The sequence below is a fragment of the Denitrobacterium detoxificans genome, from assembly GCF_001643775.1.
GTDB lineage: Bacteria > Actinomycetota > Coriobacteriia > Coriobacteriales > Eggerthellaceae > Denitrobacterium > Denitrobacterium detoxificans.
The window spans coordinates 2,256,433-2,278,673 of the sequence record NZ_CP011402.1 but is presented as its reverse complement, the minus strand read 5'-3'; the positions used below and the strand labels follow the sequence as shown (position 1 = coordinate 2,278,673).

The 22,241-nt window shown below is 59.9% G+C and carries 21 protein-coding genes and 1 tRNA gene; 10 read left to right on the top strand and 12 right to left on the bottom strand.

The window, feature by feature from the left end:
* Nucleotides 1-69: 69 nt before the first annotated feature.
* The 8 genes from AAY81_RS09300 to AAY81_RS09265 form a co-directional block, all read right to left on the bottom strand.
* A tRNA-Gly gene (locus tag AAY81_RS09300) sits at nt 70-145 on the bottom strand.
* Between the two features lie 106 nt (nt 146-251).
* A complete protein-coding gene (locus AAY81_RS09295; RefSeq protein WP_066664332.1) occupies nt 252-785 on the bottom strand; it encodes a GNAT family N-acetyltransferase in 534 nt (177 codons plus the stop codon).
* A 150-nt stretch (nt 786-935) separates the two neighbouring features.
* Nucleotides 936-1,244, bottom strand: coding sequence for a hypothetical protein (locus AAY81_RS09290; RefSeq protein ID WP_066664329.1), 309 nt, complete (start codon nt 1,242-1,244; stop codon nt 936-938).
* 1 nt (nt 1,245) lies between these two features.
* The gene (locus tag AAY81_RS09285) at nt 1,246-1,656 is read right to left on the bottom strand and encodes a hypothetical protein (RefSeq protein ID WP_066664327.1); all 411 of its coding nucleotides are present in this window, start codon (nt 1,654-1,656) and stop codon (nt 1,246-1,248) included.
* Between the two features lie 183 nt (nt 1,657-1,839).
* Nucleotides 1,840-2,463: a TorD/DmsD family molecular chaperone gene (locus AAY81_RS09280; RefSeq protein ID WP_066664324.1), complete on the bottom strand. Its 624-nt coding sequence runs from the start codon at nt 2,461-2,463 to the stop codon at nt 1,840-1,842.
* A 77-nt stretch (nt 2,464-2,540) separates the two neighbouring features.
* Nucleotides 2,541-3,734 (bottom strand): NrfD/PsrC family molybdoenzyme membrane anchor subunit, encoded by a 1,194-nt coding sequence (gene nrfD / locus AAY81_RS09275; RefSeq protein WP_066664321.1) that lies wholly within the window; start codon nt 3,732-3,734, stop codon nt 2,541-2,543.
* 10 nt (nt 3,735-3,744) lie between these two features.
* Complete coding sequence (locus AAY81_RS09270; protein WP_066664318.1) at nt 3,745-4,362, bottom strand: 4Fe-4S dicluster domain-containing protein; 618 nt, start codon at nt 4,360-4,362, stop codon at nt 3,745-3,747.
* A 3-nt stretch (nt 4,363-4,365) separates the two neighbouring features.
* Nucleotides 4,366-6,828 carry a molybdopterin-dependent oxidoreductase gene (locus tag AAY81_RS09265; RefSeq protein ID WP_066664315.1) on the bottom strand — a complete coding sequence of 821 codons (2,463 nt, stop codon included), beginning with the start codon at nt 6,826-6,828 and terminating at the stop codon, nt 4,366-4,368.
* A gap of 212 nt (nt 6,829-7,040) precedes the next feature.
* Here AAY81_RS09265 and AAY81_RS09260 point away from each other — a divergent pair, with 212 nt between their 5' ends.
* Nucleotides 7,041-7,610 (top strand): TetR/AcrR family transcriptional regulator, encoded by a 570-nt coding sequence (locus AAY81_RS09260; protein WP_074777070.1) that lies wholly within the window; start codon nt 7,041-7,043, stop codon nt 7,608-7,610.
* A gap of 169 nt (nt 7,611-7,779) precedes the next feature.
* On the top strand, nt 7,780-8,382 hold the full coding sequence (gene idi, locus AAY81_RS09255) for an isopentenyl-diphosphate Delta-isomerase (protein WP_066664310.1): 603 nt from the start codon (nt 7,780-7,782) through the stop codon (nt 8,380-8,382).
* A gap of 9 nt (nt 8,383-8,391) precedes the next feature.
* On the opposite strand, the gene AAY81_RS09250 is transcribed toward idi, so the two are convergent.
* From AAY81_RS09250 to AAY81_RS09240, 3 genes are all read right to left on the bottom strand, one after another.
* Complete coding sequence (locus AAY81_RS09250) at nt 8,392-9,183, bottom strand: putative ABC transporter permease (RefSeq protein WP_066664307.1); 792 nt, start codon at nt 9,181-9,183, stop codon at nt 8,392-8,394.
* Nucleotides 9,174-9,647, bottom strand: a complete 474-nt coding sequence (locus AAY81_RS09245) for an HD domain-containing protein (protein ID WP_066664304.1) — start codon at nt 9,645-9,647, stop codon at nt 9,174-9,176. The genes AAY81_RS09250 and AAY81_RS09245 overlap by 10 nt, the downstream gene beginning before the upstream one ends.
* A gap of 156 nt (nt 9,648-9,803) precedes the next feature.
* Nucleotides 9,804-11,363 carry a helix-turn-helix transcriptional regulator gene (locus tag AAY81_RS09240; RefSeq protein ID WP_066664301.1) on the bottom strand — a complete coding sequence of 520 codons (1,560 nt, stop codon included), beginning with the start codon at nt 11,361-11,363 and terminating at the stop codon, nt 9,804-9,806.
* Nucleotides 11,364-11,562: 199 nt separating this feature from the next.
* On the opposite strand from AAY81_RS09240, the gene AAY81_RS09235 reads away from it, so the two are divergent.
* The 8 genes from AAY81_RS09235 to AAY81_RS09200 all read left to right on the top strand — a co-directional run bounded on the left by AAY81_RS09235 (nt 11,563) and on the right by AAY81_RS09200 (nt 20,883).
* Nucleotides 11,563-13,974 (top strand): DMSO/selenate family reductase complex A subunit, encoded by a 2,412-nt coding sequence (locus tag AAY81_RS09235; RefSeq protein ID WP_066664297.1) that lies wholly within the window; start codon nt 11,563-11,565, stop codon nt 13,972-13,974.
* A gap of 2 nt (nt 13,975-13,976) precedes the next feature.
* The gene (locus AAY81_RS09230; protein WP_066664294.1) at nt 13,977-14,615 is read left to right on the top strand and encodes a DMSO/selenate family reductase complex B subunit; all 639 of its coding nucleotides are present in this window, start codon (nt 13,977-13,979) and stop codon (nt 14,613-14,615) included.
* Entirely contained in the window at nt 14,616-15,470 is an 855-nt protein-coding gene (locus AAY81_RS09225) for a dimethyl sulfoxide reductase anchor subunit family protein (RefSeq protein ID WP_066664291.1), read from the top strand.
* 41 nt (nt 15,471-15,511) lie between these two features.
* Nucleotides 15,512-16,414: a dimethyl sulfoxide reductase anchor subunit family protein gene (locus AAY81_RS09220; RefSeq protein ID WP_066665221.1), complete on the top strand. Its 903-nt coding sequence runs from the start codon at nt 15,512-15,514 to the stop codon at nt 16,412-16,414.
* A 272-nt stretch (nt 16,415-16,686) separates the two neighbouring features.
* Entirely contained in the window at nt 16,687-17,724 is a 1,038-nt protein-coding gene (locus AAY81_RS09215; RefSeq protein ID WP_066664288.1) for a DMT family transporter, read from the top strand.
* Between the two features lie 136 nt (nt 17,725-17,860).
* Nucleotides 17,861-18,781, top strand: coding sequence for a class I SAM-dependent methyltransferase (locus tag AAY81_RS09210; protein ID WP_066664285.1), 921 nt, complete (start codon nt 17,861-17,863; stop codon nt 18,779-18,781).
* Nucleotides 18,782-18,794: 13 nt separating this feature from the next.
* Nucleotides 18,795-19,961 (top strand): trans-sulfuration enzyme family protein, encoded by a 1,167-nt coding sequence (locus tag AAY81_RS09205; RefSeq protein ID WP_066664282.1) that lies wholly within the window; start codon nt 18,795-18,797, stop codon nt 19,959-19,961.
* Nucleotide 19,962: 1 nt separating this feature from the next.
* Nucleotides 19,963-20,883 (top strand): PLP-dependent cysteine synthase family protein, encoded by a 921-nt coding sequence (locus AAY81_RS09200; protein ID WP_066664279.1) that lies wholly within the window; start codon nt 19,963-19,965, stop codon nt 20,881-20,883.
* Between the two features lie 333 nt (nt 20,884-21,216).
* On the opposite strand, the gene cysK is transcribed toward AAY81_RS09200, so the two are convergent.
* A complete protein-coding gene (cysK, locus tag AAY81_RS09195) occupies nt 21,217-22,146 on the bottom strand; it encodes a cysteine synthase A (RefSeq protein WP_066664276.1) in 930 nt (309 codons plus the stop codon).
* Between the last annotated feature and the right edge of the window lie 95 nt (nt 22,147-22,241).

The window sequence follows — 22,241 nt, the reverse complement described above, 5'->3', positions numbered from 1 at the left end:
CGGAACCGTCCCTCCGTCACCCCGCTCTGGGGAAATAAAAAAGCCGCCCGAAGGCGGCTTTGCATTCAATGGAGCGGACAACGGGGTTCGAACCCGCGACCCCCACCTTGGCAAGGTGGTGCTCTACCAACTGAGCCATGTCCGCGTAGGAATTAGTATTCTATCCAGAATCCCCGCGAGTGCAAGAGAAAATGGCAAATGAGGACGTGAATCCACATTTCCTCTTGAAGTGCACGTGTGGGGCGTGTTTGCTAGCCTCGCGCCTCGTCGTGCGTGCCGATGAATTTCTCCATCCAGATCATGTTGTACCAACGATCGAATTTCCGGCCGCACTTATGGAACGTGCCAACCTTCTGAAATCCCAGATGCGCGTGGAAGTGCTCGCTATTGCGCGTGAGGTATTCGTCTTCTTCGATGGGGTCGCCGATGCAGGCGTAGAGGTTCAGGATGCCCATCGCTTCCAGGCGTTGTTCGAGCGCTTCGTACAGCGCGCGGCCGTAGCCTCTCTTGCGCGCGTCGTGATGCAAGTAGATGGAAAGCTCGCAAGAATGGCGATAGGCTTCGCGCCCCACGAAGGGCCCCGCATAGGCGTAGCCCTGAATCGAACCCTCGTCTTCGACCACTAGATAGGGGTATCCGCTGGTCAACGTAGCTTGAATGCGCCTGCCGAAATCGCCCACGGAGGGCGTCTCGCATTCGAAGGTGATGGCGGTGTTCTCGACGTAGTACGCGTAAATCTCTAGAAGTCGCTCTACGTCGTCGACGGTCGCGGTTCGGATAGTCATGGGCGTCCTCCTCGCTCGCTCTTTGTTAGTGGGATTATAGGCGAGTTGTGCGTGGCCTGGGCGGATATGGCGCATGTTCAACGGTTGTTAACATGCGAAAAGCGCCGCCCGGGGTGCAAAGGGCGGCGCTTTTCGAGGAGAAGGAGAGTCCTATTTGGCAAGAGAAGTCCGAAGAATGCGCTTGGGATCCTTCGCTACCAGGTAGATGGCCCATGCCGCTAGGCCCACGGCCACGACTACAAGGCCCAAAATGGCATCGTCGATCATTGCGGCGGTGTCGACGATTTCGATGAATCCTTCGCCTTCGATGAGTCCGTTGATGCCATCGACGCACCACATGAGTGCGGCGCCCCAGTACATAAGCGCGAGCGTGCCGAAGCGCATGTTCGAGTTGGGTGCGCTGGCGTACCAGATGGCTGTGCTGATGGCTGCCGCCAGGAAGGTAATAACGAGCGTCATACTACGCCCCCTTTATGGCGGTGGACAGGCTGTGCTTCACGGCTGCGTCGGCTGCGAACGTAACAACCAGCCAGGTTACGGTGACCAGCACTGCCATGCCGACGCCAACGGTGCCCATTTCGCTAAGCATTACGGGGATTTCGGTGGGGTCTTCCATGGCCGTAAGGAACGGAGGGAAGGGGACGACCTCGCCATGCCATATGTGCTCGATGCAGAGCAGGATGACGCCGCCCCAGAGCATGTTCATGAGCCAGCTGAGCTTGCGCGTCCAGCAGATGCCGTTCGTCGCGGGATCGGTGAGCTGGTTGCCCTGCTCGTCGACGATCCCCCTTTCAACCTCGCTCTTTTTTACGGCTGTGCGGACTGCCGTTACGACAATCGCTTCGCCACCTCCCACAAGAAAACAAGCCATGGTAATCCTTTCATGTAGTAACACCTTTTCTGAAACAGTAACACCGTTTTACACGTATAAGGTGAGAATTTCAGAATTCGTAACACTTTTTGGGGCCTTCGGTCATTGGAGCGTCGACATGCTTGTTGCAGCATCCTGCATTGGCAACGATGCGGAAGCATCTTCGCAGGTGCTGAGCGGCTTTTACTGTTTGCGACCAGCGTGATTCGCGATGCGCGCTGCGAGGTCGGCCAATCGCGCGTAGTATCCAGTGGGGGCAGCTTCGGCGACCGCAGTTGCAAATGCGTCTACCCAGGCCAGCGGATGATCTTGAAGGAATTCAGACAGCATCTGTTCGTCTGCGCTTCCTGCGGCAATGTACTCGCAGAGCGTGGAGGCGTATAGCAACTCTATGCCGATGTGGTCGGCATATTGGTTGCTTGCGCCCGAGGCATTGAGTCCGCTTTCCGCAAGGAGATGGCGCATTTGAATGGTGGCTTCGCCGAATCCCACCGAGCTCGTGCTGCGCCATGCGGTTTCCCATGGGGCGACCGCAGGTTTGGGCGGGCCAACAAACAGCTTGGCATATTCCACGGAGATAGCCTGCCGTACGTTTTCGCCCTGTTCCTGACGTTTCGACGCCGCCTGAGCGTATGCTGTGCATGCGCTTACGGCTTCGGCGACGGCGTCGTCGTTGAACGTGGGGAAGATGCTCCAAAAGGAGGGGTCGAGCCCCAGGTCACTCGTCTGGCTTATTGGGGCAAGCAGGGAATTCCCCAGGAAGGCAAAGGCATCGGCCAGGTCGGGAAAGTTGGCGTTGGTAGGCATAGTGGTGGCCTTTCTGCGGAGGGAGGGAGCGGCTGGCCGTGGCGACCAGCCGCCCAAAGGTAAGAAGAGAAGGCGATTTACTCAGCCGTAGTGCTTTGCGCGTCGGCTGCGGGTTCGGTGGAATTGCGCTTCAGCATCTTGTTGGAGAGGATGATGAATGCGAGCGCGCCGAGCGAGATAACGCCCACGATTACGAGAATCTCAATGACGGTCGGGGCGTACGAGCCCGTTTGCGCCCACATGTTTGCTGCGTCTGCCTGAGCGGCGAACGTGCCGAGTGAAATGCCATTTGCGCCCTCAACGTTCGGCGTGATGAAGCTCGTGAGCAGGAGCCATACGCGCTTGGCGAATACGCCCAGCACCACCAACGCGCTTGCGCCGATGACCAGCCCGCGCTTCTCGCGATTCTTTGAGAACACCAGAATCAGGAACGGAATGAGCAGGCCGCAGATGGCCTCGAACCAGAAGAACGGCGCAGTTGCTCCCTGGAGCATGTGTCCCAGCGCCACGGCTTCGCCAGCACCGGGGTATGCCATGGTCAGCAGTTCGCAGCCAATGAAGAAGGCGTCCACGGCGATGAACACTGCGAGCAAGCCCGAAAGGTCCTTGAAGAGCTTGGCGCCTGTGGTGAAGATGCCCGCGCGCTCAAGCGCGGCTAGGGCGATGATCAGCAGCGCAAGGCCGGAGTCCATGGCCGACGCCACGAAGATGGGTGCCATGATGGCCGAGTACCAGGCGCGTGCGATCTGCAGGCCGAAGATCCATGCGGTAACGGAATGGACGAGGATGGCAACAGGTAGGGCTATGCGCGAAAGAACTTCGACCTTGTGCTCATTCCCGCGGATGATCAAAACCAGGTCGAGGATGTTGATTACCAGGTAGATCGTGATAATCGTCATGTCCCATACCAACACCGACGAGGGGTTGGGGCCGGTCAGGATGCGCCACACACGCTGAATGCCGCCCAGGTCGAGCAGGATGAACAGGCCGGCGCAGCAGATGCACACCGTAGAGGTAATGACGGCGGGCAGTGCAACCTTCTTGAACTGCTTGATATTGAATACGTGAGCCGAGCTGGCTACGATCAGGCCGCCCGCGGAAAGGCCCACGAACAGCATGAACATGATGATGTAGGCGCCCCACGAATTGATGTTGGACATGCCCGTCACGGCAAGGCCGTTTGCCAGCTGGTAGACCCAGGCTGAAATGCCTGCAATGACGAGGATGGTCAGCGCCACCACGGCGCTTTTTGCCTTTGAAGAAGTAAACATCAGCGCGCTCCTATTCGAAGTAGTGAACTTTGGGACGCGTGCCCTTGTCTTCGAGGAGCACGTAAGCGTTGTTCTCGCGAATGGCGCGCGAGATGTCCGAATCGGGGTCGTCCAGGTCGCCGTAGATGCGCGCGTCGGTGGGGCAATTCTGCACGCACATGGGCTCGTCACCGCGGTCGGTGCGCTCCTTGCACAGCGTGCACTTCTCCATCACGCCGCGCGGACGTTCGGGAACGGAGGCCTCGCCGTAGTTAAAGCCTGTATCGCGTTTGGGCTCGGCCCAGTTGAACGTGCGTGCATTGTACGGGCATGCGGCCATGCACATGCGGCAGCCGATGCACTTGTCGTAGTCGATTTCCACGCGGCCTTTCTCGTCGGTGTACGTTGCGCCCGTGGGGCAAACGCGCTGGCAGGCGGGGTTGTCGCAGTGCTGGCAGGCCAGGGGCAGGTAGCGGCGGGAAAGGTTGGGGAAGGAGCCCTGGGCTCCGTCGTACGTGTCAACGCCCTCGTTGAGCACGCGGTTCCACAGCATGCCGTCGGGTACGTTATTGCTCATCTTGCACGAAAGCGCGCAGGTGGAGCACCCGATGCAGCGATGGCGGTTAATCGCAATGGCGAGTCTCGTCATGGTCTATGCACCTACTTTCTTGATTTCGATGAGCGTGTCGTTGTACGGGATCATGGGGCCGAAGAGCAGGTCGTAGCCGCGTTCGGTCAGCTGGTCGTTGCTCACCGACTGCATGAGGGTGCCGTTCATGTACTGCGCGTACGTCGATTCCGCCATATATGCCATGTCGGGCTGAATAGCGTCGCTGATCAGTACCTTCGTGCGGAAGCTACCGCGGTCGTTGAGCACTTCAACTTCGTCGCCGTTGGACAGGCCGCGCGCGGCAGCGTCTACGGGGTTTAGCTCGATATGGGGCTCGTAGAACTGCTGGATCCACTTCGCACCCGAATAGCAGCTGTGCACGCGGAAGCGCGTACGGCTTTGCGTGAACATGAGCGGGTACTTTTCGCGGAGCGGATTGTCCACGTAGGCCTCCACGGGGCTTTCCCATGCGGGAAATGCCTGCCCCCAGCTCAGCATGTTCTCGTAGTAGGGCTCCTGCTTGCCGGAGGGGGTGTGGTAGTCCATGCCCACTTCGGGCCCCAGCGGGTCTTCGGTGTCCAGCAGCTTCAGCGCGCCGTTGGCCGCGGACAGCGCCTCGAGGGTGAAGCCCTCCACCATGGGGTCATCGCTCGTCAGCGTGGCGGCAGCGTATTCCTCGGCGGTGGCGGGGTAGAGCTCGCCGTAGCCCATGGTCTCGGCGATGCCCTTCTCGATGTAGAAGTCCTGCTTGGACTCGAAGAGCGGGTCGATGATCTTCTGGTTTTGCAGGATGTAGCCGTTGGCGCACTTCACGCCACCTACGGAATCGGCGCTCTCGAATTTCGAGCAACTGGGGAGAATCATGTCAACGTAGTCGCAGACCGAGCTGTGGTAGATGTCGGCAACGCAGATAAAGTCGAGCGAATTAATCCATTCCAGCGTCTTGTTCCAGTTCGCGGCCTTCTGCGTGGGAATGTCACCGAAGAACATGGCCGCATGCACCTTGTCGGTGCGCACCATGTCGTAGAAGCCAAGCGGACTGGGGCTGGGCGCCGCATCTTCGGGAAGCTTCCAACCTCCCAATTCAGCTTCGTAGGGTGTTACGTGGTAGCAGTAGATGCCGCATCCCGTGCCGCGCTTACCGTAGTTGCCCGTGAGCGAGGCGATGAGCGCGTAGCAGTGACCTGCAATGTCGCTGGAGCCGTACTTGTCGATGCCGCCCACGCCGTTGCAGATGATCGAGGGACCCTCGGCGTACTGCTCGGCAACGCTGGCGATCTGGCTAGCGGGAACGTTCGTGATCTTCTCGGCCCATTCCAGCGTGTATTCGGCCATTTCCTCGCGCAGGCGCGTGAATAGCGTACAGGCTTTGCGGCCGTTTACGGTAAACGTGCCCTCGAGTGCAGGGGTGGTGGCTTCCGAGAAGCGAACGGCGGCATTTTGCGCGCCATCCCAGACCATGAATTTCTTGGCGGGCTTTACGATATCCTCCGGCAATTCCGTTCCAGCCGCCTTGGCCTCTGCCGCAGCCTGCTCGTAGGCTGCCATGGCTTCTGCGGTGCCTGCCGGATCGGCGTCGAGCAGCTCACCCGTTTCAGCGTCGATGAGGAAGGGCAGGTGGGTGTTCGCCATGATGTGGTCAGTGTCGTACAGGCCTGCCTCCAGGATGTGATGCGTCATGCCCAGGAACAGCGCCGGGTCGGTGCCGGGGCGCAGTGCCACCCACTCGTCGGCTTTGGAAGCTGTGGTGGAGAAGCGCGGGTCGCATACGATCATCTTGGTGCCGGCTTCCTGTGCTTGGAAGAAGCCGCGTGACCACATCATGCCCGTTTCCAGCACGTTGCAGTTCACCATGAGCACGGTTTTGGCCTGCGGCCATTCCCACATGGTGTTTAGCGCGAACATGCCCGAGAAGGCGAACGCCTGATTCAGGCCATTTCCTTGGCCCATGTCGTAGCCGTTCATGCCGCCTGCCTGTGCATGCAGAATGGATGCGATGAGCGGTTTCAGACGCTGCTGGGCTTCAGTGGAGTACTGAATCCAGAGGGCGTCTTCCCCGTACGTGTCCTGGCATTTCTTGAATTCCCGCGCGATAGTTTCGAACGCCTCTTCCCAGGTGATGACCTCGAATTCGCCGCTCCCTCGTTCGCCTACGCGGCGCATGGGCGACTGAATGCGCGCGTCGCCGTAGATGTGCTGAATCTCGGAAATGCCCTTCAGGCATACGTTGTGGAAACGATTGTCCTCGTTGGGCCTGGGTTCAATCATGCTCAGGCGTCCGTCGCGCACCGTGCACTTGAGCATGCAGTTACACAGGCAATGCTCATTGTGGTAGGTGTACGCAACGCGCTCATCTGCGCTTTGGGCTACGGCCTTCGCTGGCGAAAGCCAGGTTTCGGCCGTGGCCATACCTCCGGCGCTGGCGGCGATGGCGCCCGTAGCGAGCGCTGTCTTCAAGAAGCCACGACGCGTGACTCCCTGACTACGATTCTGTAGTCCGTCCATTGCTTCCCTTCCTCTTCCAATTGCTAAGAGCTTGGGGGCTCCGTCTCGATACCGGTTGCCCCAGGCAAACGGTATCGAGGGCGCAAACGTGCAACAATTGCCAGAATTGGGTTATGGTGCTTATGCCACGCTTTCGAAGAAGTGGTAATGGAATGCCGTGACGGATTTGATGCACAATGCCAGATATCGCGGTTGAGCAAGAGGGAGGGCACATGACCGCACGCCTAGATCCCAGATCGCTTAGAACGCGTGCGGCAATTCGCCGTGCGTTCGAAGACTTGATGGTCGAAAAGAATGCCGACCGCATCAAGGTAAAGGAGCTCACCGATAGGGCGGGCATCAACCGGAAGACCTTCTATCTGCATTACGAGACCATCGAGTCACTCTTTGACGAAGTGGTGACCGAGCTTATGGATGAGTTCTTCGAGCATTACGAAACGACTCCCGATAAGCCCAAGGATATCGACGGACATGCTCGTCGATTCTTCCTGTTTCTTGTCTCTCAGGGCGATCGCGCAGAGCGGCTGGTATGCCATGCAGGCAGCTACGATTTTGGCGGGCGCGTGTATGCCGAGCAGATGAATCGGTATCGACGGTTGGGCAAGGATCCGTTCGGCTGGCTTCCCGAGCCCGAGGAAGAGCTCGTGCTGAATTTCATCCGCACGACCGCACTCGACTTTTATCGGCAATGGGTGCGCGGCGGGCGCCTCGTGCCTCAAGAGCGCGCCGCTCAGTTGCTTGCTCATCTTACGTGTCAGGGCGTCGATGATCTTATGGAATAGCTTTCCTTGGTAACGATGCGGAAGCATCTTCGCAGGTACGTGGCTAATTCCGAGTGAACGGAGTATCGTTTCACGCAATGACGTGTTTAGCCGTTTCAGGCGTACGGGTGGCCGAATGGCCCATGCTGAAGAAGCAGGAAACGCCTTCCGGCCGTTCGAAGGGGTGCACATGAACGAAAACCTGCAGCGCGATGCCGCGCGCGAAGACCAGCTCATCCTCGTCGATGCGCTCGATCGGCAGGTCGACATCGCAACGAAGGAGCGTGCGCACCGCGAAGGGCTTCTTCATCGCGCCTTTTCCGTTGTGCTGGTGCGTCAGCCTGGCAATGATTCCGTGGATTGGGATCGTCCCGCCGAAGTTGAGTTTCTGCTCACCAAGCGCGCTGCTTGCAAGTACCATTCGGGCGGGCTGTGGACGAATTCCTGCTGCTCTCATCCGCGTGCAGGCGAAACGCTCGAAGAAGCCGTGCCGCGTCGCGTGCGTGAAGAGCTGGGTGCGGGTATTGCACGCGTCCAGGAAATTGATTCCTTCATGTACCGCGCGCCCTTTCCCGACGGCCTGTGCGAGTACGAATACGACCACGTGTTCCTGGCTGAATGCGTAGGCAGTCTTACGCCCGACCCTGCCGAGGTGGACGAAATGCGCTGGGTTGCAGCGGGCGATTTGGCCGCCGAACTTACCGACCATCCCGAGCGCTTCACGGCTTGGGCGTATACCGTATTGGCCAAAGCCCTTGCGCATGTGGAGCGTGCCCTTCAGCGTATGCCCTAGTCAAAAGGGCTAGTGATTCTTCTTCTCGCTGCGTGTGCGAAGCTTGTTGCGCAATGCCTCGAGTTGCGACGTAGCGGCGTCGGCGCCCTTCACGCGAAAGCCCTTCACGCGCGTAACGCTGGTGCGTGCAAGTACGCCAACCTGCTCGGCGATTTCCCGGCGTGTAAGGCTGGTAAGGCGTTCGCGCTGTTCGGAGATGTTTTGGCCGGTCGCCACGGCCGATTCCACCCACTGGGTCATGCGCTCGTCGACGGTCGTCTCGATGCGCTTTGCCGCCTGCGCGAATTGCGTGAGTGCGGAAATGGTAAGCGTTGCGTCTACGGAAAGAAGCGCCACGAATACCAGGGCCATGATGTCCATGGCCATGCTCGGGATGTGGGCGTTCACGCTCTGCGCGAATGGGAACAGCACGAAGTAGACGAGCAGGCCGCCCGCGCCAAACAGCAGCGATGCGGGCAGGCAGATGCGCCCATTCAGATTGAGCGGCATGTTCGAGTAATCCCACCAATAGGCATCGAAGATGGCCTCGAGCGCCCAGTGCGTGCCGTATTCCAGGGGCATGCTTCCCAGGCACGTGATGAGGAAGACGTGCCACCATTCGAGCTGAATGCCTGCTTGGTTCAGCAGCGAGCAGGTGAGGATGGCGGCCATGGCGCCCGCGCCATAGATGGGGCAGATGGGGCCGTACAGGAAGCCGCGGTTTTGCCAACTCTGCTCTTTGATGGTGCAGTAGATGGTTTCGTAAACCCAGCCCAGCAGGCTAAATGCCATGAACCAGACGACGCAGGCGCTTACCGACACAGGCTCTTCGCCTCCTTGCGCAAAAGCAGCGTTTCCAGAAGCGCGCAATACTTGTCGGCAATACAGAGCACCAGGGCCTCGCGGGTACGCGGCGGGCGCGTGATGCCAATGGGCCACATGTGCGATTCGATGGCGCTTGCCGTGCGCTCGCTTATGCCGAAGCGCGCCTGGGCGTTGCGGCTTGCGCAGAGTGGGTGCCGATAGGAATGGCGCCAACCGCTGCCGTGCCAGTCGTACAGGTAGAAGTCGTGAAGCAGCGCCGCGGTGACAAGCGTGGGTTCGTCGGCATGAAACCCCAGATGGCGGTTGATCCAGAAGCTCGCGTCGGTGACGTTGCGGCAATGCGCGTACGTCGATACGGCTCCGTGTTGCACGAAGTCGTTCATGCTCTGCACCTGCTCGTCGGCGTAGAGCGGTTCGAGCAAGGCGTCTAGCTCGCGTATTTCATCTGCGGAAAGTTTCATGGCGGCTAAGTATAGCGTTGCTTTGTGTAGGCCCTGCGGCGAAAAGGACGTGCGGAGTGAGGCAGAATGGCTCGCTGGAGGACGGCTATCGTGTGCGGCGCGATGAAGCGGACGTCGCGGGGTGCTTCGCAATCCGACCCCCCTGGTAGTTTGCGCCTAGTCGTCCTTGCTGCTGAAGGCCTTCGGGTTGAACGTTTCCACCAAGTCCACGAGCTGCTGCTTCTTATGCACGCCCAGCTTGCGGTACATGCGCTTCACGTGCGTGTTCACCGTGTTCTCGGAAACGAGCAGCTCTTCGGCTACGCGCTTGGCGGAATGGCCATGTACGAACATGTTGAGGATCTCGGCTTCGCGCTTCGAAAGCTCGTAATGCTCAGCCGCAAGGGCCACCTGCTTCGAAAGGCGGTCCTGCACTTCGGCCTGCTTGCCCTCGCGATTGCCGGCGGAAGCGCGCTTGCGGGTTTCAGGCGTGGCCGACGAGGAGACGAATTCCACGTGGTCTGCTCGGGGCTCGCCCGATGCGGTGGGGGCGGATGCGTTGTGTGCCAGGTACATGGCGAAGGCCAGCACGTACGCCATGACGAAGGCGCTGGCGATGGGCACGTCGGCGCCGGCGAACACCAGCTCCGAGGCGAATTGCCCGGTGATGAAACCGAAGTCGTGCATGGCGTAGATGATGGCGCCCGTAAATCCGTATACGAAGGCCACGGTAACGCCGCGCACGCGCGCCGCCTTCTCGCATTGCATCATCATGATGATGATCGCGCAGCCGTAGATGGCGTAGGTAATGGCCGCGAAATACTGCAGGTACGCTTCGCCGAACAGGGGCATGAGCGCAATGAGCGCCATGAGGGCGGGGAAGATGATACGGAAGAGCGTGACCGTGTTGATCTTCATGGGCCTGTTCGACCAGAGCGCAAACAGGAGCAGGGACGATATAAGAACGCCCACCATGGAGGCCATGTTCACCAGCTCGCCATTGGCGGGCGTGGACACGGCAATGGAGCGCATGACGCCGCTGGCGAAGCCCACCGAGCCAATGCACACGGCGGCCTTCCAGTAGTCGCGAATGACCTGGCGATAGCTATTCTGCCTGGCGGCTTCGTTCTCGAAGTGCTCGAAGTGCTCGATTTCCTTTTCGTGGCCCTTGCGCGCTTGCTTCATCGCCAGCGTGAACAGCGGCATGAACACCAGGGGCACCAGGTATACCGTCATGGCGATGGGGATGAGATACAGCGCGAAGTACACCAGCGGCGCGTACGCCATGCCGCGCAGCAGTTCCACTGAGCTCTTGCGTTCCTTGTCTGCGGCGAAGATGACGTTCCATCGCACGAAGAAGCCTGCCGTGTTGAAGCCAATGAGCACGCCGCCCAGCAGCGTGAGCTCCAAGACATGGTCGTTGACGTATGTTGCGGCGATAAGCGCAATCCAGCCGAGCGCGTAGCCAATGGAGTTGTGCTCGAGGAAACGATGCACGGGCCGGATGGTGTTGAAGCGCGCGCAGAGGGTGCAGAGCACGAAGTAGAACATGAAGGCAATCGACTGCGTGAGGAAGAACGAGACGGTGATTTCGCGCGCCTGGAAGCTCATGGGTAGGAAGGGGAAGACGCCGCCCCAAATGACCGTTGCGTTAACGGCGACGAAGAGCGCGTAGCCCAGACTGACGTAGGTGGGCTTGATGCTTTTGAGGGTGGTTGTGATGGCTGCTTTCGTCATGCTCTCCCTTTTGATTCTTCCGTTGTGCCCATTCTTATCCGAAACGGCGTGCAATACAACGCCATACGCTTAAGTCACGTATTTTTGGTGACACATTGAACTGCGCAAATGCCTATAGTGGGCAACGAAATCGTCTGTTGCGCAACAGAGAGACGAGAAGCAACTCAAGCTGAAAGCAGACAGTTAGAGGAGGAAATTGATGAACGACGTCACTATGAATCGCCGGTCGTTCGTGAAGACTGCGGGTGCGCTTGGCGCGCTTGCGGCAGCCGGCGGGGCAATTAGTGCGGAGGGCTCCCTTTTCGGTGAGTCGTCTATCGCTCATGCAGATACCGAAGAGCAGACGGTATGGCAGCACTGCGGCGTTAACTGCGGTGGCGCGTGCGCACTGCAGTGCCATGTGAAAGATGGCTCCATCGAGTACGTGGAATCCGACAACACCGGTTCCAGCGACATGAATTCCGTTCAGGTGCGTGCATGCCTGCGCGGTCGTTCCATTCGCCGTTGGCTCCAGTCGCCCGACCGCCTGAACTACCCCATGAAGCGCGTGGCGGGCACCAAGCGTGGCGAGGGCAAGTACGAGCGCATCTCCTGGGATGAGGCTCTGGACACCATCGCCAGCGAGATGAAGCGCATCCGCAGCACGTATGGCGACACCGCCATGTACATTCACTACGCATCGGGCGTGTCCTCGGGCATCATCGCCGGCACCCCGGTTAACCGCCTCTTCAACCTTACGGGCGGTTATCTGAAGACCTACGGCTCCTACAGCTCCGCGCAGATTTCCGCTGCGGGCACCTACACCTACGGTGGCGGTACTTACGGCAGCTCGTTCCTGACGCTGCAGGACAATGAGCTCGTGGTCATGTTCGGCAACAGCCCCGCCGATACCCGCATGGGTGGCGGCGGCCACACGTGGGACTTCGCTCGCATGCGCGAGGCGAAGAACCTCCGCGTCATCTGCATCGACCCCCGCATGAGCGACACGGTGTGCGGCCAGGGCGGCGAGTGGATCCCCATCGTTCCCGGTACCGACGGTGCGCTGTGCGCCGCCCTTGCGTACCAGTGGATTACCAACGACCAGGTGGACACCGAGTTCCTGCATAAGTATTGCGTGGGCTACGACGAGGAGACCCTGCCCGAGGACGCAAAGGGCAAGAACGCGTCCTACAAGGATTACATCCTGGGCAACGGCGCCGACAAGACGGCGAAGACCCCTGCCTGGGCTTCCGCCATCACGAAGATCCCCGAGCAGCGCATCATCGAGCTGGCCGATGAAATGGCCAAGGCCGATCCCGTGTACATCTGCCAGGGCTATGGCGTCGAGCGTCACTCCAACGGCGAGAACGCCGCCCGTTGCATCATGGTGCTGCCCCAGCTGCTGGGCCAGATTGGCAAGCCCGGCACGAATGACGGTCGTCGCGAAGGCTGCAACAGCATTCAGGCCATCGCAACGTTCCCCGCGGGCAAGAACCCCGTTCCCGATACCATCTCGCTCTACACGTGGCCCGATGCCATCGATCACGGTGAGCAGATGACCGCCACGAACGCGGGCGTTCAGGGCGTCGAGAAGCTGTCGAACTCCATCAAGTTCCTGTTCAACTACGGCGGCAATGCACTCACCAACCAGCATTCCGACATCAACGCCACGCACGAACTGCTGCAGGACGAAAGCAAGTGCGAGTTCATCGTCACGTCGGAAGTGTTCATGACCGACTCCGCGAAGTACTCCGACATCATCCTTCCCGACCTGGCCGTTCAGGAGCAGCTGGACATCTCGAAGGGCGGCTATGCCGACAACGACGAGGTCCTGTTCTTCTGCGACCCCGTGTACGAACCCGTGGGCGAGCGCCGTGGCATTTACGAGGTGTGCACCGACCTGGCCGAGCGCCTGGGCGTGAAGGATCAGTTCACCGAGGGCAAGACGCGCGAGGAATGGCTGCGCTCCCTGTACGAGCAGGCTCGCGAAAAGGACAGCACGCTCCCCACGTGGGAAGAGGGCTTCAAGATGGGCGTGTACAAGCGCGACACGAAGCCGAAGCTGTCGCTCGAGAAGTTCGTTGCCGACCCCGAGGCGAACCCCCTTCCCACCGAGTCCGGCAAGATTCAGATCTACTCTGAGAAGCTGGCCAAGTTCGCCCAGACCTGGGAGCTGAACGACGGCGACAAGATCACGGCTCTGCCCGAGTTCGACCCCGCGTTCGATAGCTACCTGGACGTAAGCGAAGAGTATCCGCTGCTGCTGATGGGCTTCCACTACAAGGCACACGTGCACTCTTCTTACAGCAACAACAGCGTTCTGCAGACCGCTGCCCTTCACCAGCTGTGGATCAACCCCGAAGACGCCCAGACGCGTGGCATCTCCACGGGCGACATGGTGAGCGTGAAGACCGAGCGTGGCGAAGTTCGCATCATGGCGAAGGTCACCAACCGCGTTATCCCCGGCACGGTCGTTATGCCCCAGGGCATGTGGCACGACGCCGACATGGATGGCGACCGCATCGACAAGGGCGGCTGCATCAATACGCTTACCCGCTACCGTCCCACGGCCCTTGCGAAGGCTAACCCCCAGCATTCCAACGTGGCGCAGGTCGAGAAAGTGAGTGAGTAACGATGACCCAGTACGGCTTTCATTTCAATGCCAAGCGCTGCACGGGTTGCAAGACCTGCCAGCTCGCTTGCAAGGACTACAAGAACCTGGCGGACGACGTATCCTTCCGCAAGGTGTACGAATACGGCGGAGGCGCTTGCACGACCAACGCTGATGGCACGGTAAGCCCCACCACGTTCACCTACTACGTGTCGGTTTCCTGCCAGCACTGCGACAACCCCGCTTGCACGAAGGTGTGCCCCACGGGCGCTATGCACAAGGATGCCGAGACCGGCCTGGTCTCCGTTGACGAGAGCAAGTGCATTGGTTGCGGTTACTGCCATATGGCCTGCCCCTACAACGCTCCCAAGGTGGATCGTTCCGTGGATCATTCGGTGAAGTGCGACGGCTGCAAGGACCGCGTGGCAGAGGGCAAGAACCCCATCTGCGTCGAGGCCTGCCCGCTGCGTGCCTTGGAGTTCGGCCCCGTCAGCGAGATTTCCTCCGACGGCGATCGCGCCGACATCGCGCCGCTGCCCCGCAAGTCCCTCACGGACCCCAACCTGTATATCGTCGAACCGAATCATGCGCAGCCTTCGGATGCCAACAACGGCCTGCGCAGTGCCGACGGCATGGTTCAGAACTACCTGGAGGTGCTCTAAATGCAAACGGCTATCTCTGAACTGCCTCTGGCGCTGTTCACCACGTTCGTGCTGATTGGCGCGGGTGCCTTCGCGTTCCAGTCCCTGGTTGCGCTGGTTGCCGCTCCCGAGCAGGGCAAGGACGCCAAGGGCCTCTCGGCTGCTACGCTTGCTCCGCTGGCTCTGGTTGTCGTTGGCTTCATCTGCGCTTTCGCGCATCTTGCCAACCCGCTGCATGCTCCGTTCGCCCTGATGGGCGTTGGCTCTTCGCCCATGTCCAACGAGATCGCCATGGGCAGTCTGTTCACCGTGGTGGCCATAGTCTTCGTGATCCTGGACGCCATGGGCAAGCTGCAGGGCGTCGCTCGTAAGGTGTTCAACGTGGCCCTGCTCGTGCTGGGCGTGCTGTTCGCCCTGTTCACGGGTCTTGCCTACTACGTGGAAACCATCATTTCCTGGGGCATGGCCTACACGGTGCTCGAAACGGTTGGCCTGTCGCTGTTCGCTGGCGGCGTGCTGGGCGCGTTCCTCATGAAGCACCAGAGCGACGAAGCTCTTTCTGCTGGCTCTGCTCGCGCCATTGCGTTCGTGTTCGTGATCGGCGGTGCCGTCGTTGCCCTCGCCGCGCTCTTGCTCCATGCATCTGCCGTGTCTGGCTTCGAGACCGTCCTCTTCTCGGGCGCTGCAATCGTGTCTGCTGCCACGCCGGCGTTTGCATGTGCTGTGGTGTGTGGCGTCGTTGCAGTGGTGTGCGCTTGCGTGGGAATTGCGAAGGATGCAAAATGGGCTCTCCCGGCAGCGTGCGTCTTCGCGCTCGTGGCCGTGTTCTTCGCCCGCCTCGCGTTCTACGCGATTCAGCTCTCCGTGGCGCTGTAAGGGCGTATCGTATGTAACAACGCCGTAAGGGGGTGGATGCCGTGAATGACTTCGTATCGCTTGGCGCGCAATTCGCGTGGAACGAGGTATCGCTTGCGCTGTTCACGGCTCTGTCCCCCTCGGGCGTTTTCGCCGCCATCATCGTCGTTTGCTGGGCGATGAGCGGCGTGCTTTCGGAAAAGCAAAAGCGGAATATCGAGCGCAAGCTCTATATTCCGCTTGCTGTTTCCATGGTGGGGCTCATTGCCTCGGCTTCTCATTTGGGTACGCCCAGCAACGCACTCTATGCGCTGACGGGCGTAGGCCGTAGCCCCCTTTCCAACGAGGTCGTTTCCGGCGTGGTCTTCCTGGGCCTGCTTGGTCCGTTCTGGTACTTCACGTTCAACGATGCTCCATGCGAGCGTCTGAAGCGCATATGGCGCATTCTTATCGTGATCACGGGCTTCGTCTTCGTTCTCTTCATCTCCCTGGCCTATTCGGTCGATTCTATTCCTTCCTGGAATGTTCCCCTCGTGCCCGTTGCCATTTGGCTGAATGCCCTGGTAGGCGGTCCGTTGCTCGCATTGCTCACCATTGGCGTTGCGGGCGGCGTCCGTCCCGAGTTGAAGCGTCGTGCGGCGCTGCTGATCCTGGTTTCCGCCGTTGCCGCCGCGTGCAACGTGGGCGTGTACGCGCTGTATGGCACGCAGCTGCAAGGCGTTGGTAACTTCACCATCATGGCATCCGACCTAGTGCCGTTCTTCTGGCAAGCGGTGTGTCTGTTCGCCCTGTTTGTAGCCATGGGCGTGTTTCTTGCCTGGGCGTATCTGACGCGCTTGCAGGACAAGGCGTCGTCGCATGCCGTCTTTTTGGCGGCTGCGGGTTGCGTGCTTGCGCTATCCGGCATCTTTCTCATGCGTTTCGTTTTCTACATGCTGCACCTTACGTACGGTCTTGGGCTGTAGTACCGCCGCTTGGCAAAAACGCGCCACATTTTGTAAAAAATTCTTCGCTGTACAGGTCGCAAAGGCGCGCGTGCGCGCGTGAAGCCGCGTTATGCCTGCATAGGATTACGTTCGCTTGAGCCATAAGGGCGCGCATGCGTGTTTCGCGTCTCGTTGGTGCTCATTTACCTGTACGGCGACGAATTTTTTTCGTTTTGAGGCACGATTCTTGCCAGCGAGCCCCGTATTCTCGTTCGCGTATACTACAGAGCGAGAAAACGAAGGGAGCTTCCATGAGGAATGCCCGCATTGCCATTGTGCTAGCCCTGCTTGCCGCGGTGTTCTATGCCGTGAGTGCTCCGCTATCGAAAATCCTGCTCGAGCACGTGCCCTCGACGTTTATGGCCTCGTTCCTGTATATGGGCGCTGGCGTTGGGGTGGGCGTTATGTACGCGTTCCATTGGCGGCGCGAAGTTCCCGAAGAGCGCCTGACCCGTGGCGATTTTCCCTACGTCGTGGCCATGGTCGTTCTTGATATTCTGGCCCCCATCTTGCTCATGGCGGGCATTGCGTTTGGTACGGCTTCGAATGCCTCGTTGCTGGGCAATTTCGAAATCGTAGCCACGACGTTCATTGCGTTCCTAGCGTTTCGCGAGCCCGTGTCGAAGCGACTCTGGGTGGCCATCGCGTTTATCGTGGTGGCGAGCATCGTGCTTTCCTGGGGTGGGAATGACGCGCTGGAGTTTTCGCCCGGGTCGTTGCTCGTGCTCCTTGCTACGGTGTGCTGGGGCTTGGAAAACAACTGCACGCGCAAAATTGCGGATCGTAGCACGTATCAGATCGTGGTGCTCAAGGGGGTCTTTTCCGGTGGGGGCGCCTTTCTGGTCGCCTTGGTGCTGGGCGAGGCGCTTCCCTCGCTTGCGTACGTGCTGCCGGCAATGGCGCTGGGCTTTGTGTCATATGGCCTGAGCATTTTCGTGTACATTCGCGCGCAACGCACTCTGGGGGCTGCGAAGACGAGCGCGTATTACGCCATCGCCCCCTTTGTGGGCGCGTTGCTTTCGCTTGCTCTGCTGGGCGAGCCCCTTACGCCAACGTTTCTCGTCGCGCTTGCCATCATGGCCGCGGGCGCTGCCCTTGTGGTGGTGGATACGCTGGCGCATTCTCACGCGCATGAGCATAGCCACGTAGTGGTGCACATGCACGATGGCACGATGCATACCCACGTGATCACCCACGCGCATGGACATGTTCACTATGGCCTTGCGCGTGTGCATGGCCATCATCACAGCAGGGAAGAGCTGCTTGGCGAAGGGCATGTGCATGGCTAGCTTGCGGCTTATCGCTCATCGCGGTATCCAGTCATCGTGAAATAAAGAAAACGCTGTTGACGCATCTCCTCGCTATGTTAGTATTTCTAAAACCTAGCAAGTTACTAGGAATTAGAAAGTGTAGAAGGAGAAGCGTATGTTGGAGGGTACGGCCAGCGTTACAGCGAAGCTATGCTCATTCGTGCGTGCCTATCATTGTGGGCACGACAGGCAGCGCGTGTTCGATGATTTTCTCGCGCGCGACCTGATGGGCGATGCTGATTATCGCGAAATGCAAAGTCTCGTTCAGGGCGAGTTTTCAATCGATTGTCCCGAAGAGCCCTGTAGCGCGTACGATACCTGTCCGGCTGCTCGCTATTACCTTTCGCCCATTCTGCTGGGGCGTGCCGCGTTTGCGGAAGACCTGCTTCAGCAATTTGCCAAGTCGAACGGCGCGTGCCAGTACGTTATCTGCGGTGCGGGGCTTGATACGTTCTTCCTGCGCAACGCCGATAGCAATATCCGCGTGTTCGAAATCGACCATCCTGATACGGGTAATTACAAGATGGATCGTTTGGAAACGCTGGGATGGGGCATCCAGGCGAATGCAACGTTCGTCTCGGTTGACTTCAATAGGGAAAGCTTGAGGGGTCGCCTGCTCGAAAGCGGATTCGACCCTTCGGTTCCGTCGTTCTTTGCGTTGCTGGGCGTAACGTACTACCTGGACATTTCCGTGTTCGAGCGTACGTGTCGCGACATTGCGGGGCTGCAGTGCCCCGGCAGTGTACTCTGCTTCGACTTCCCCGATCAGAGTAGCCTCACGAGCGGGTATTCCGACCGCATCGAGCGACTGGCGCATTTCGCCGAAAAGCTGGGCGAGCCCATGGCGGGCGGCTACCAGCTGGCCGATGTGGCAGCGCTGCTGAAGCGATGCGGCATGAGCATCGATACCTATTTGGCCCCCGCTGCCATTCAGAGCAAGTATTTCGAGGGCGGATCCTCGAATCTGAAGGCATACGAGAGCATCCACTTCATTTCTACGGTTAAAGATGGCGTTCGCGCCTACGGTATGCAATAGCAAGGAGAAGCACATGAGCGCATACGAACATTTTGATTCAGCGTTGATCCACGGTGGTGCCGGCTTCGACGACCCCACGCATTCGGTGAACGTGCCCATTTACCAGACGTCCACGTTCGGCCAGCACCTGCCGGGCGATTTCTACGGATACGAGTACTCGCGTACCGGCAATCCCACGCGCGCGGCGCTCGAGTCGCTGATTGCCGAGCTCGAGGGCGGCGAACGTGGCTTTGCTTTTGCCTCTGGCATGGCGGCCCTTACGGCCGTGCTGTCGCTGTTCAAGACGGGCGACAAGGTGATTACCTCGAGCAACGTGTATGGTGGCACGTTCCGCGTGCTCGATAAGGTGTTCAACAACTTCGGTATCGACTACGTTATGGTCGATACGTCGGACGTTGCGGCGGTGGAGGAGGCAATTGACGAGCGCACGGTGGCGCTGCTGGTAGAAACGCCCGCAAACCCTCTGCTCACCATTACCGATCTGCGTGCGATTGCCCAGGTGGCGAAGAAGCACGGTCTGCTGGCAATAGCGGACAACACCTTCATGACGCCGTACCTGCAGCGTCCGCTCGAGTTCGGGTTCGACATCGTCGTGCATTCCGCCACTAAGTACCTGGGCGGCCATAGCGACGTCGTGGCTGGTCTGGCGGTCGTCGCGAATGCCGAGCTGGGCGAGCGCATTGCGTTCCTGCAGAATTCCACGGGCGGCGTGCTGGGGCCCTTCGATTCCTTCCTGCTGCAGCGCGGCATCAAGACGCTGGGCGTGCGCATGGATAGGCATGTGCAGAATGCCCAGGCTGTGGCCACGTTCCTGCAGAGTCATCCGGGCGTTCGCGCGGTGTATTACCCGGGCTTGGAAGGTCATCCCGGTCATGACGTCAATGCGGCGCAAGCCAAGAACGGCGGCGTCATGATGTCGTTCGAGCTTGCGGAAGGCGCCGACATCAACGCGTTCTTCCTGGGCCTGGATCTGGTCGTGTTGGCGGAAAGCCTGGGCGGCGTCGAGTCACTCGTGTGCCATCCGGCTACGATGACCCATGCGGCAATCCCCGTCGAGATTCGCAAGAAGGTGGGCATTTCCGACGAGCTCATTCGCCTGTCGGTGGGCATCGAGGACGAGCGCGACATCATTGCCGACCTGGGTCGCGCCATTGCGGCGGCAACGGGGAAGGAGGCCTAAGGTGGCTCGCTTCGAATCGACGCGCCAGCTTATTGGCAATACCCCTATCGTTCGACTGAACAACGTCGACGTCCCCGAAGGCGTCCAGCTCTATGCGAAGCTCGAGCTGTGGAACCCGAGCGGTTCCACGAAGGACCGCATTGGCTTGGCCATGCTGGACAATGCCGAGCGCGAGGGGCGCATTGCCCCTGGTGCGGCCATTGTGGAGGCCACGGCGGGCAACACCGGTCTGGGCATTGCGTATGCGGCGCTCAACCGCGGCTACAAGGTTATTCTGGTCATTCCCACGAAGTTCTCCCTGGAAAAGCAGGTGCTTTGCCGTGCGCTCGGTGCTGAAATCGTATCTACGCCGCGCGAAGAGGGCATGCTCGGCGCGGAAAAGCGCGCCCGCGAGCTGCGTGACAGCATCCCTGGGGCCATCTCGCTGGAGCAATTCCGCAACATGAGCAACCCCCGTGCGCACTACGAGACGACGGGCCCCGAGATCTGGCGCGACATGGAAGGCCAGATTGACTACGTCGTGGCTGGTGCGGGCAGCGGCGGCACGTATTCGGGCGTGCTGCGCTACCTGAAGGAGCAGAACCCGAACATTAAGGGCGTGCTGGCCGACCCCATTGGCTCCACGATTGGCGGCGGCGAGCATGGCGACTACGACATCGAGGGCATTGGCAACGACTTCGTGGCCGACACCATGGACATGAGCCTGGTCGACGAGGTGGTAAAGGTGTCGGACGACGATGCCTTCAGGGCTACGAGGATTCTGGCGGCTCGCGAGGGCATCTTCGCAGGGTCGTCCTCGGGCGCGGCGCTGGCTGCCTCTCTGGCATTCGCGAAGCGCGGCGTGTCGGGCAACATCGTTACGATCTTCCCCGACCGCGGCGATCGGTACTTCACCTCGAACTTGTACGCACCGTTCGAATAGGACGTGCGGCAAGCGCGTTTGAAGACCCCGGAGCAGGCATTGCTCCGGGGTCTTTTGCGCTGTTCGTGGCAGGCGTTTTGCAGTCTCTGTCTCCGATTGGCCATGTGGTTTTTGCCGCTCTCCATGCGGTTCTGACCTACGTCGAGGCTTGGGGCCGACGCTGGTCTCTGGGCCAGTTTGCGAGAGCGCTTTGCGTTGGCTATGCGCGGGCACAAGAAGGGCCGCCCGCGGGAAGGAGACGAGAAGACAGAGCGGGCGGCCGTATCGAGAAGGCGATATATGGAGTAAAGCGCAAGGTGCTGGGGTGTCTGAGCGTCCCAGCACGCGTGAAACCTAGAAGTTGAAGAGTGCGGTGGAAAGGTAGCGTTCGCCCGTGTCAGGCAGAATGGCCACGATGAGCTTTCCGGCGTTTTCGGGGCGCTCCGCGAGTTTGCGAGCGGCCGCCACGGCTGCGCCGGAAGAAATGCCTACGAGCAGGCCGTCTTTGGCGGCCAGTTCGCGGCCCGCCTCGAAGGCCTCTTCGTCTTCGATGGCGATAACCTCATCGTAGATGGCAGTATCAAGCGTTTCGGGAACGAAGCCCGCGCCAATGCCCTGGATCTTATGAGCGCCTGCATGGCCCTCGGAAAGGACGGGGGAACCCGCGGGTTCTACGGCGACGACCTTTACGTTGGGGTTCTGCTCCTTCAGGTATGCGCCCGTACCGGAAACGGTACCGCCCGTGCCCACGCCGGCGACGAGGATGTCGACCTTGCCCTCGGTGGCTCCCCAGATTTCGGGGCCCGTCGTGGCCTTGTGGATGGCGGGGTTAGCGGGGTTGGTGAACTGGCTGGGGATGAGGGAGTTCTCGATTTCCTCGGCGAGCTCCTTCGCCTTGGCGATAGCGCCCTTCATGCCATCAGCACCCTTGGTGAGCACCAGCTCGGCGCCGTAGGTCTTCATGAGATTGCGGCGCTCCACCGACATGGTCTCGGGCATGGTGATGATGATGCGATTGCCGCGTGCGGCAGCCAGGGCGGACAGGCCGATGCCGGTGTTGCCGCTGGTAGGCTCAATGATAACCGTGTCGCTATTCAGCTTGCCGGCCTCTTCGGCGGCGTCGAGCATGGCCTTGGCGATGCGGTCCTTAACGGAGCCCGCGGGGTTGAAGGCCTCTACTTTGCCCACGATACGTGCGTTGAGATCGTGGTTTGCCTCGTAGTGAGTAAGCTCTACGAGAGGGGTCTGGCCGATGAGTTCGGAAACGCTTGCGTGAATGGTCATTTCAGCTTCTCTCTTTGTTCGATGGAGCAGGTGGGTGCCGTGCTCCGTAACCTGTTTGCACAAATCCTAGCGGAGTACTAGGAATAACGCAATAC

What these genes read in the sequence shown, in the direction of transcription:
- AAY81_RS09295 (WP_066664332.1), bottom strand. Translation starts at nt 785, where the DNA reads ATGACTATCCGAACCGCGACCGTCGACGACGTAGAGCGACTTCTAGAG.
- AAY81_RS09290 (WP_066664329.1), bottom strand. Translation starts at nt 1,244, where the DNA reads ATGACGCTCGTTATTACCTTCCTGGCGGCAGCCATCAGCACAGCCATC.
- AAY81_RS09285 (WP_066664327.1), bottom strand. Translation starts at nt 1,656, where the DNA reads ATGGCTTGTTTTCTTGTGGGAGGTGGCGAAGCGATTGTCGTAACGGCA.
- AAY81_RS09280 (WP_066664324.1), bottom strand. Translation starts at nt 2,463, where the DNA reads ATGCCTACCAACGCCAACTTTCCCGACCTGGCCGATGCCTTTGCCTTC.
- nrfD (WP_066664321.1), bottom strand. Translation starts at nt 3,734, where the DNA reads ATGTTTACTTCTTCAAAGGCAAAAAGCGCCGTGGTGGCGCTGACCATC.
- AAY81_RS09270 (WP_066664318.1), bottom strand. Translation starts at nt 4,362, where the DNA reads ATGACGAGACTCGCCATTGCGATTAACCGCCATCGCTGCATCGGGTGC.
- AAY81_RS09265 (WP_066664315.1), bottom strand. Translation starts at nt 6,828, where the DNA reads ATGGACGGACTACAGAATCGTAGTCAGGGAGTCACGCGTCGTGGCTTC.
- AAY81_RS09260 (WP_074777070.1), top strand. Translation starts at nt 7,041, where the DNA reads ATGACCGCACGCCTAGATCCCAGATCGCTTAGAACGCGTGCGGCAATT.
- idi (WP_066664310.1), top strand. Translation starts at nt 7,780, where the DNA reads ATGAACGAAAACCTGCAGCGCGATGCCGCGCGCGAAGACCAGCTCATC.
- AAY81_RS09245 (WP_066664304.1), bottom strand. Translation starts at nt 9,647, where the DNA reads ATGAAACTTTCCGCAGATGAAATACGCGAGCTAGACGCCTTGCTCGAA.
- AAY81_RS09240 (WP_066664301.1), bottom strand. Translation starts at nt 11,363, where the DNA reads ATGACGAAAGCAGCCATCACAACCACCCTCAAAAGCATCAAGCCCACC.
- AAY81_RS09235 (WP_066664297.1), top strand. Translation starts at nt 11,563, where the DNA reads ATGAACGACGTCACTATGAATCGCCGGTCGTTCGTGAAGACTGCGGGT.
- AAY81_RS09230 (WP_066664294.1), top strand. Translation starts at nt 13,977, where the DNA reads ATGACCCAGTACGGCTTTCATTTCAATGCCAAGCGCTGCACGGGTTGC.
- AAY81_RS09225 (WP_066664291.1), top strand. Translation starts at nt 14,616, where the DNA reads ATGCAAACGGCTATCTCTGAACTGCCTCTGGCGCTGTTCACCACGTTC.
- AAY81_RS09215 (WP_066664288.1), top strand. Translation starts at nt 16,687, where the DNA reads ATGAGGAATGCCCGCATTGCCATTGTGCTAGCCCTGCTTGCCGCGGTG.
- AAY81_RS09210 (WP_066664285.1), top strand. Translation starts at nt 17,861, where the DNA reads ATGTTGGAGGGTACGGCCAGCGTTACAGCGAAGCTATGCTCATTCGTG.
- AAY81_RS09205 (WP_066664282.1), top strand. Translation starts at nt 18,795, where the DNA reads ATGAGCGCATACGAACATTTTGATTCAGCGTTGATCCACGGTGGTGCC.
- cysK (WP_066664276.1), bottom strand. Translation starts at nt 22,146, where the DNA reads ATGACCATTCACGCAAGCGTTTCCGAACTCATCGGCCAGACCCCTCTC.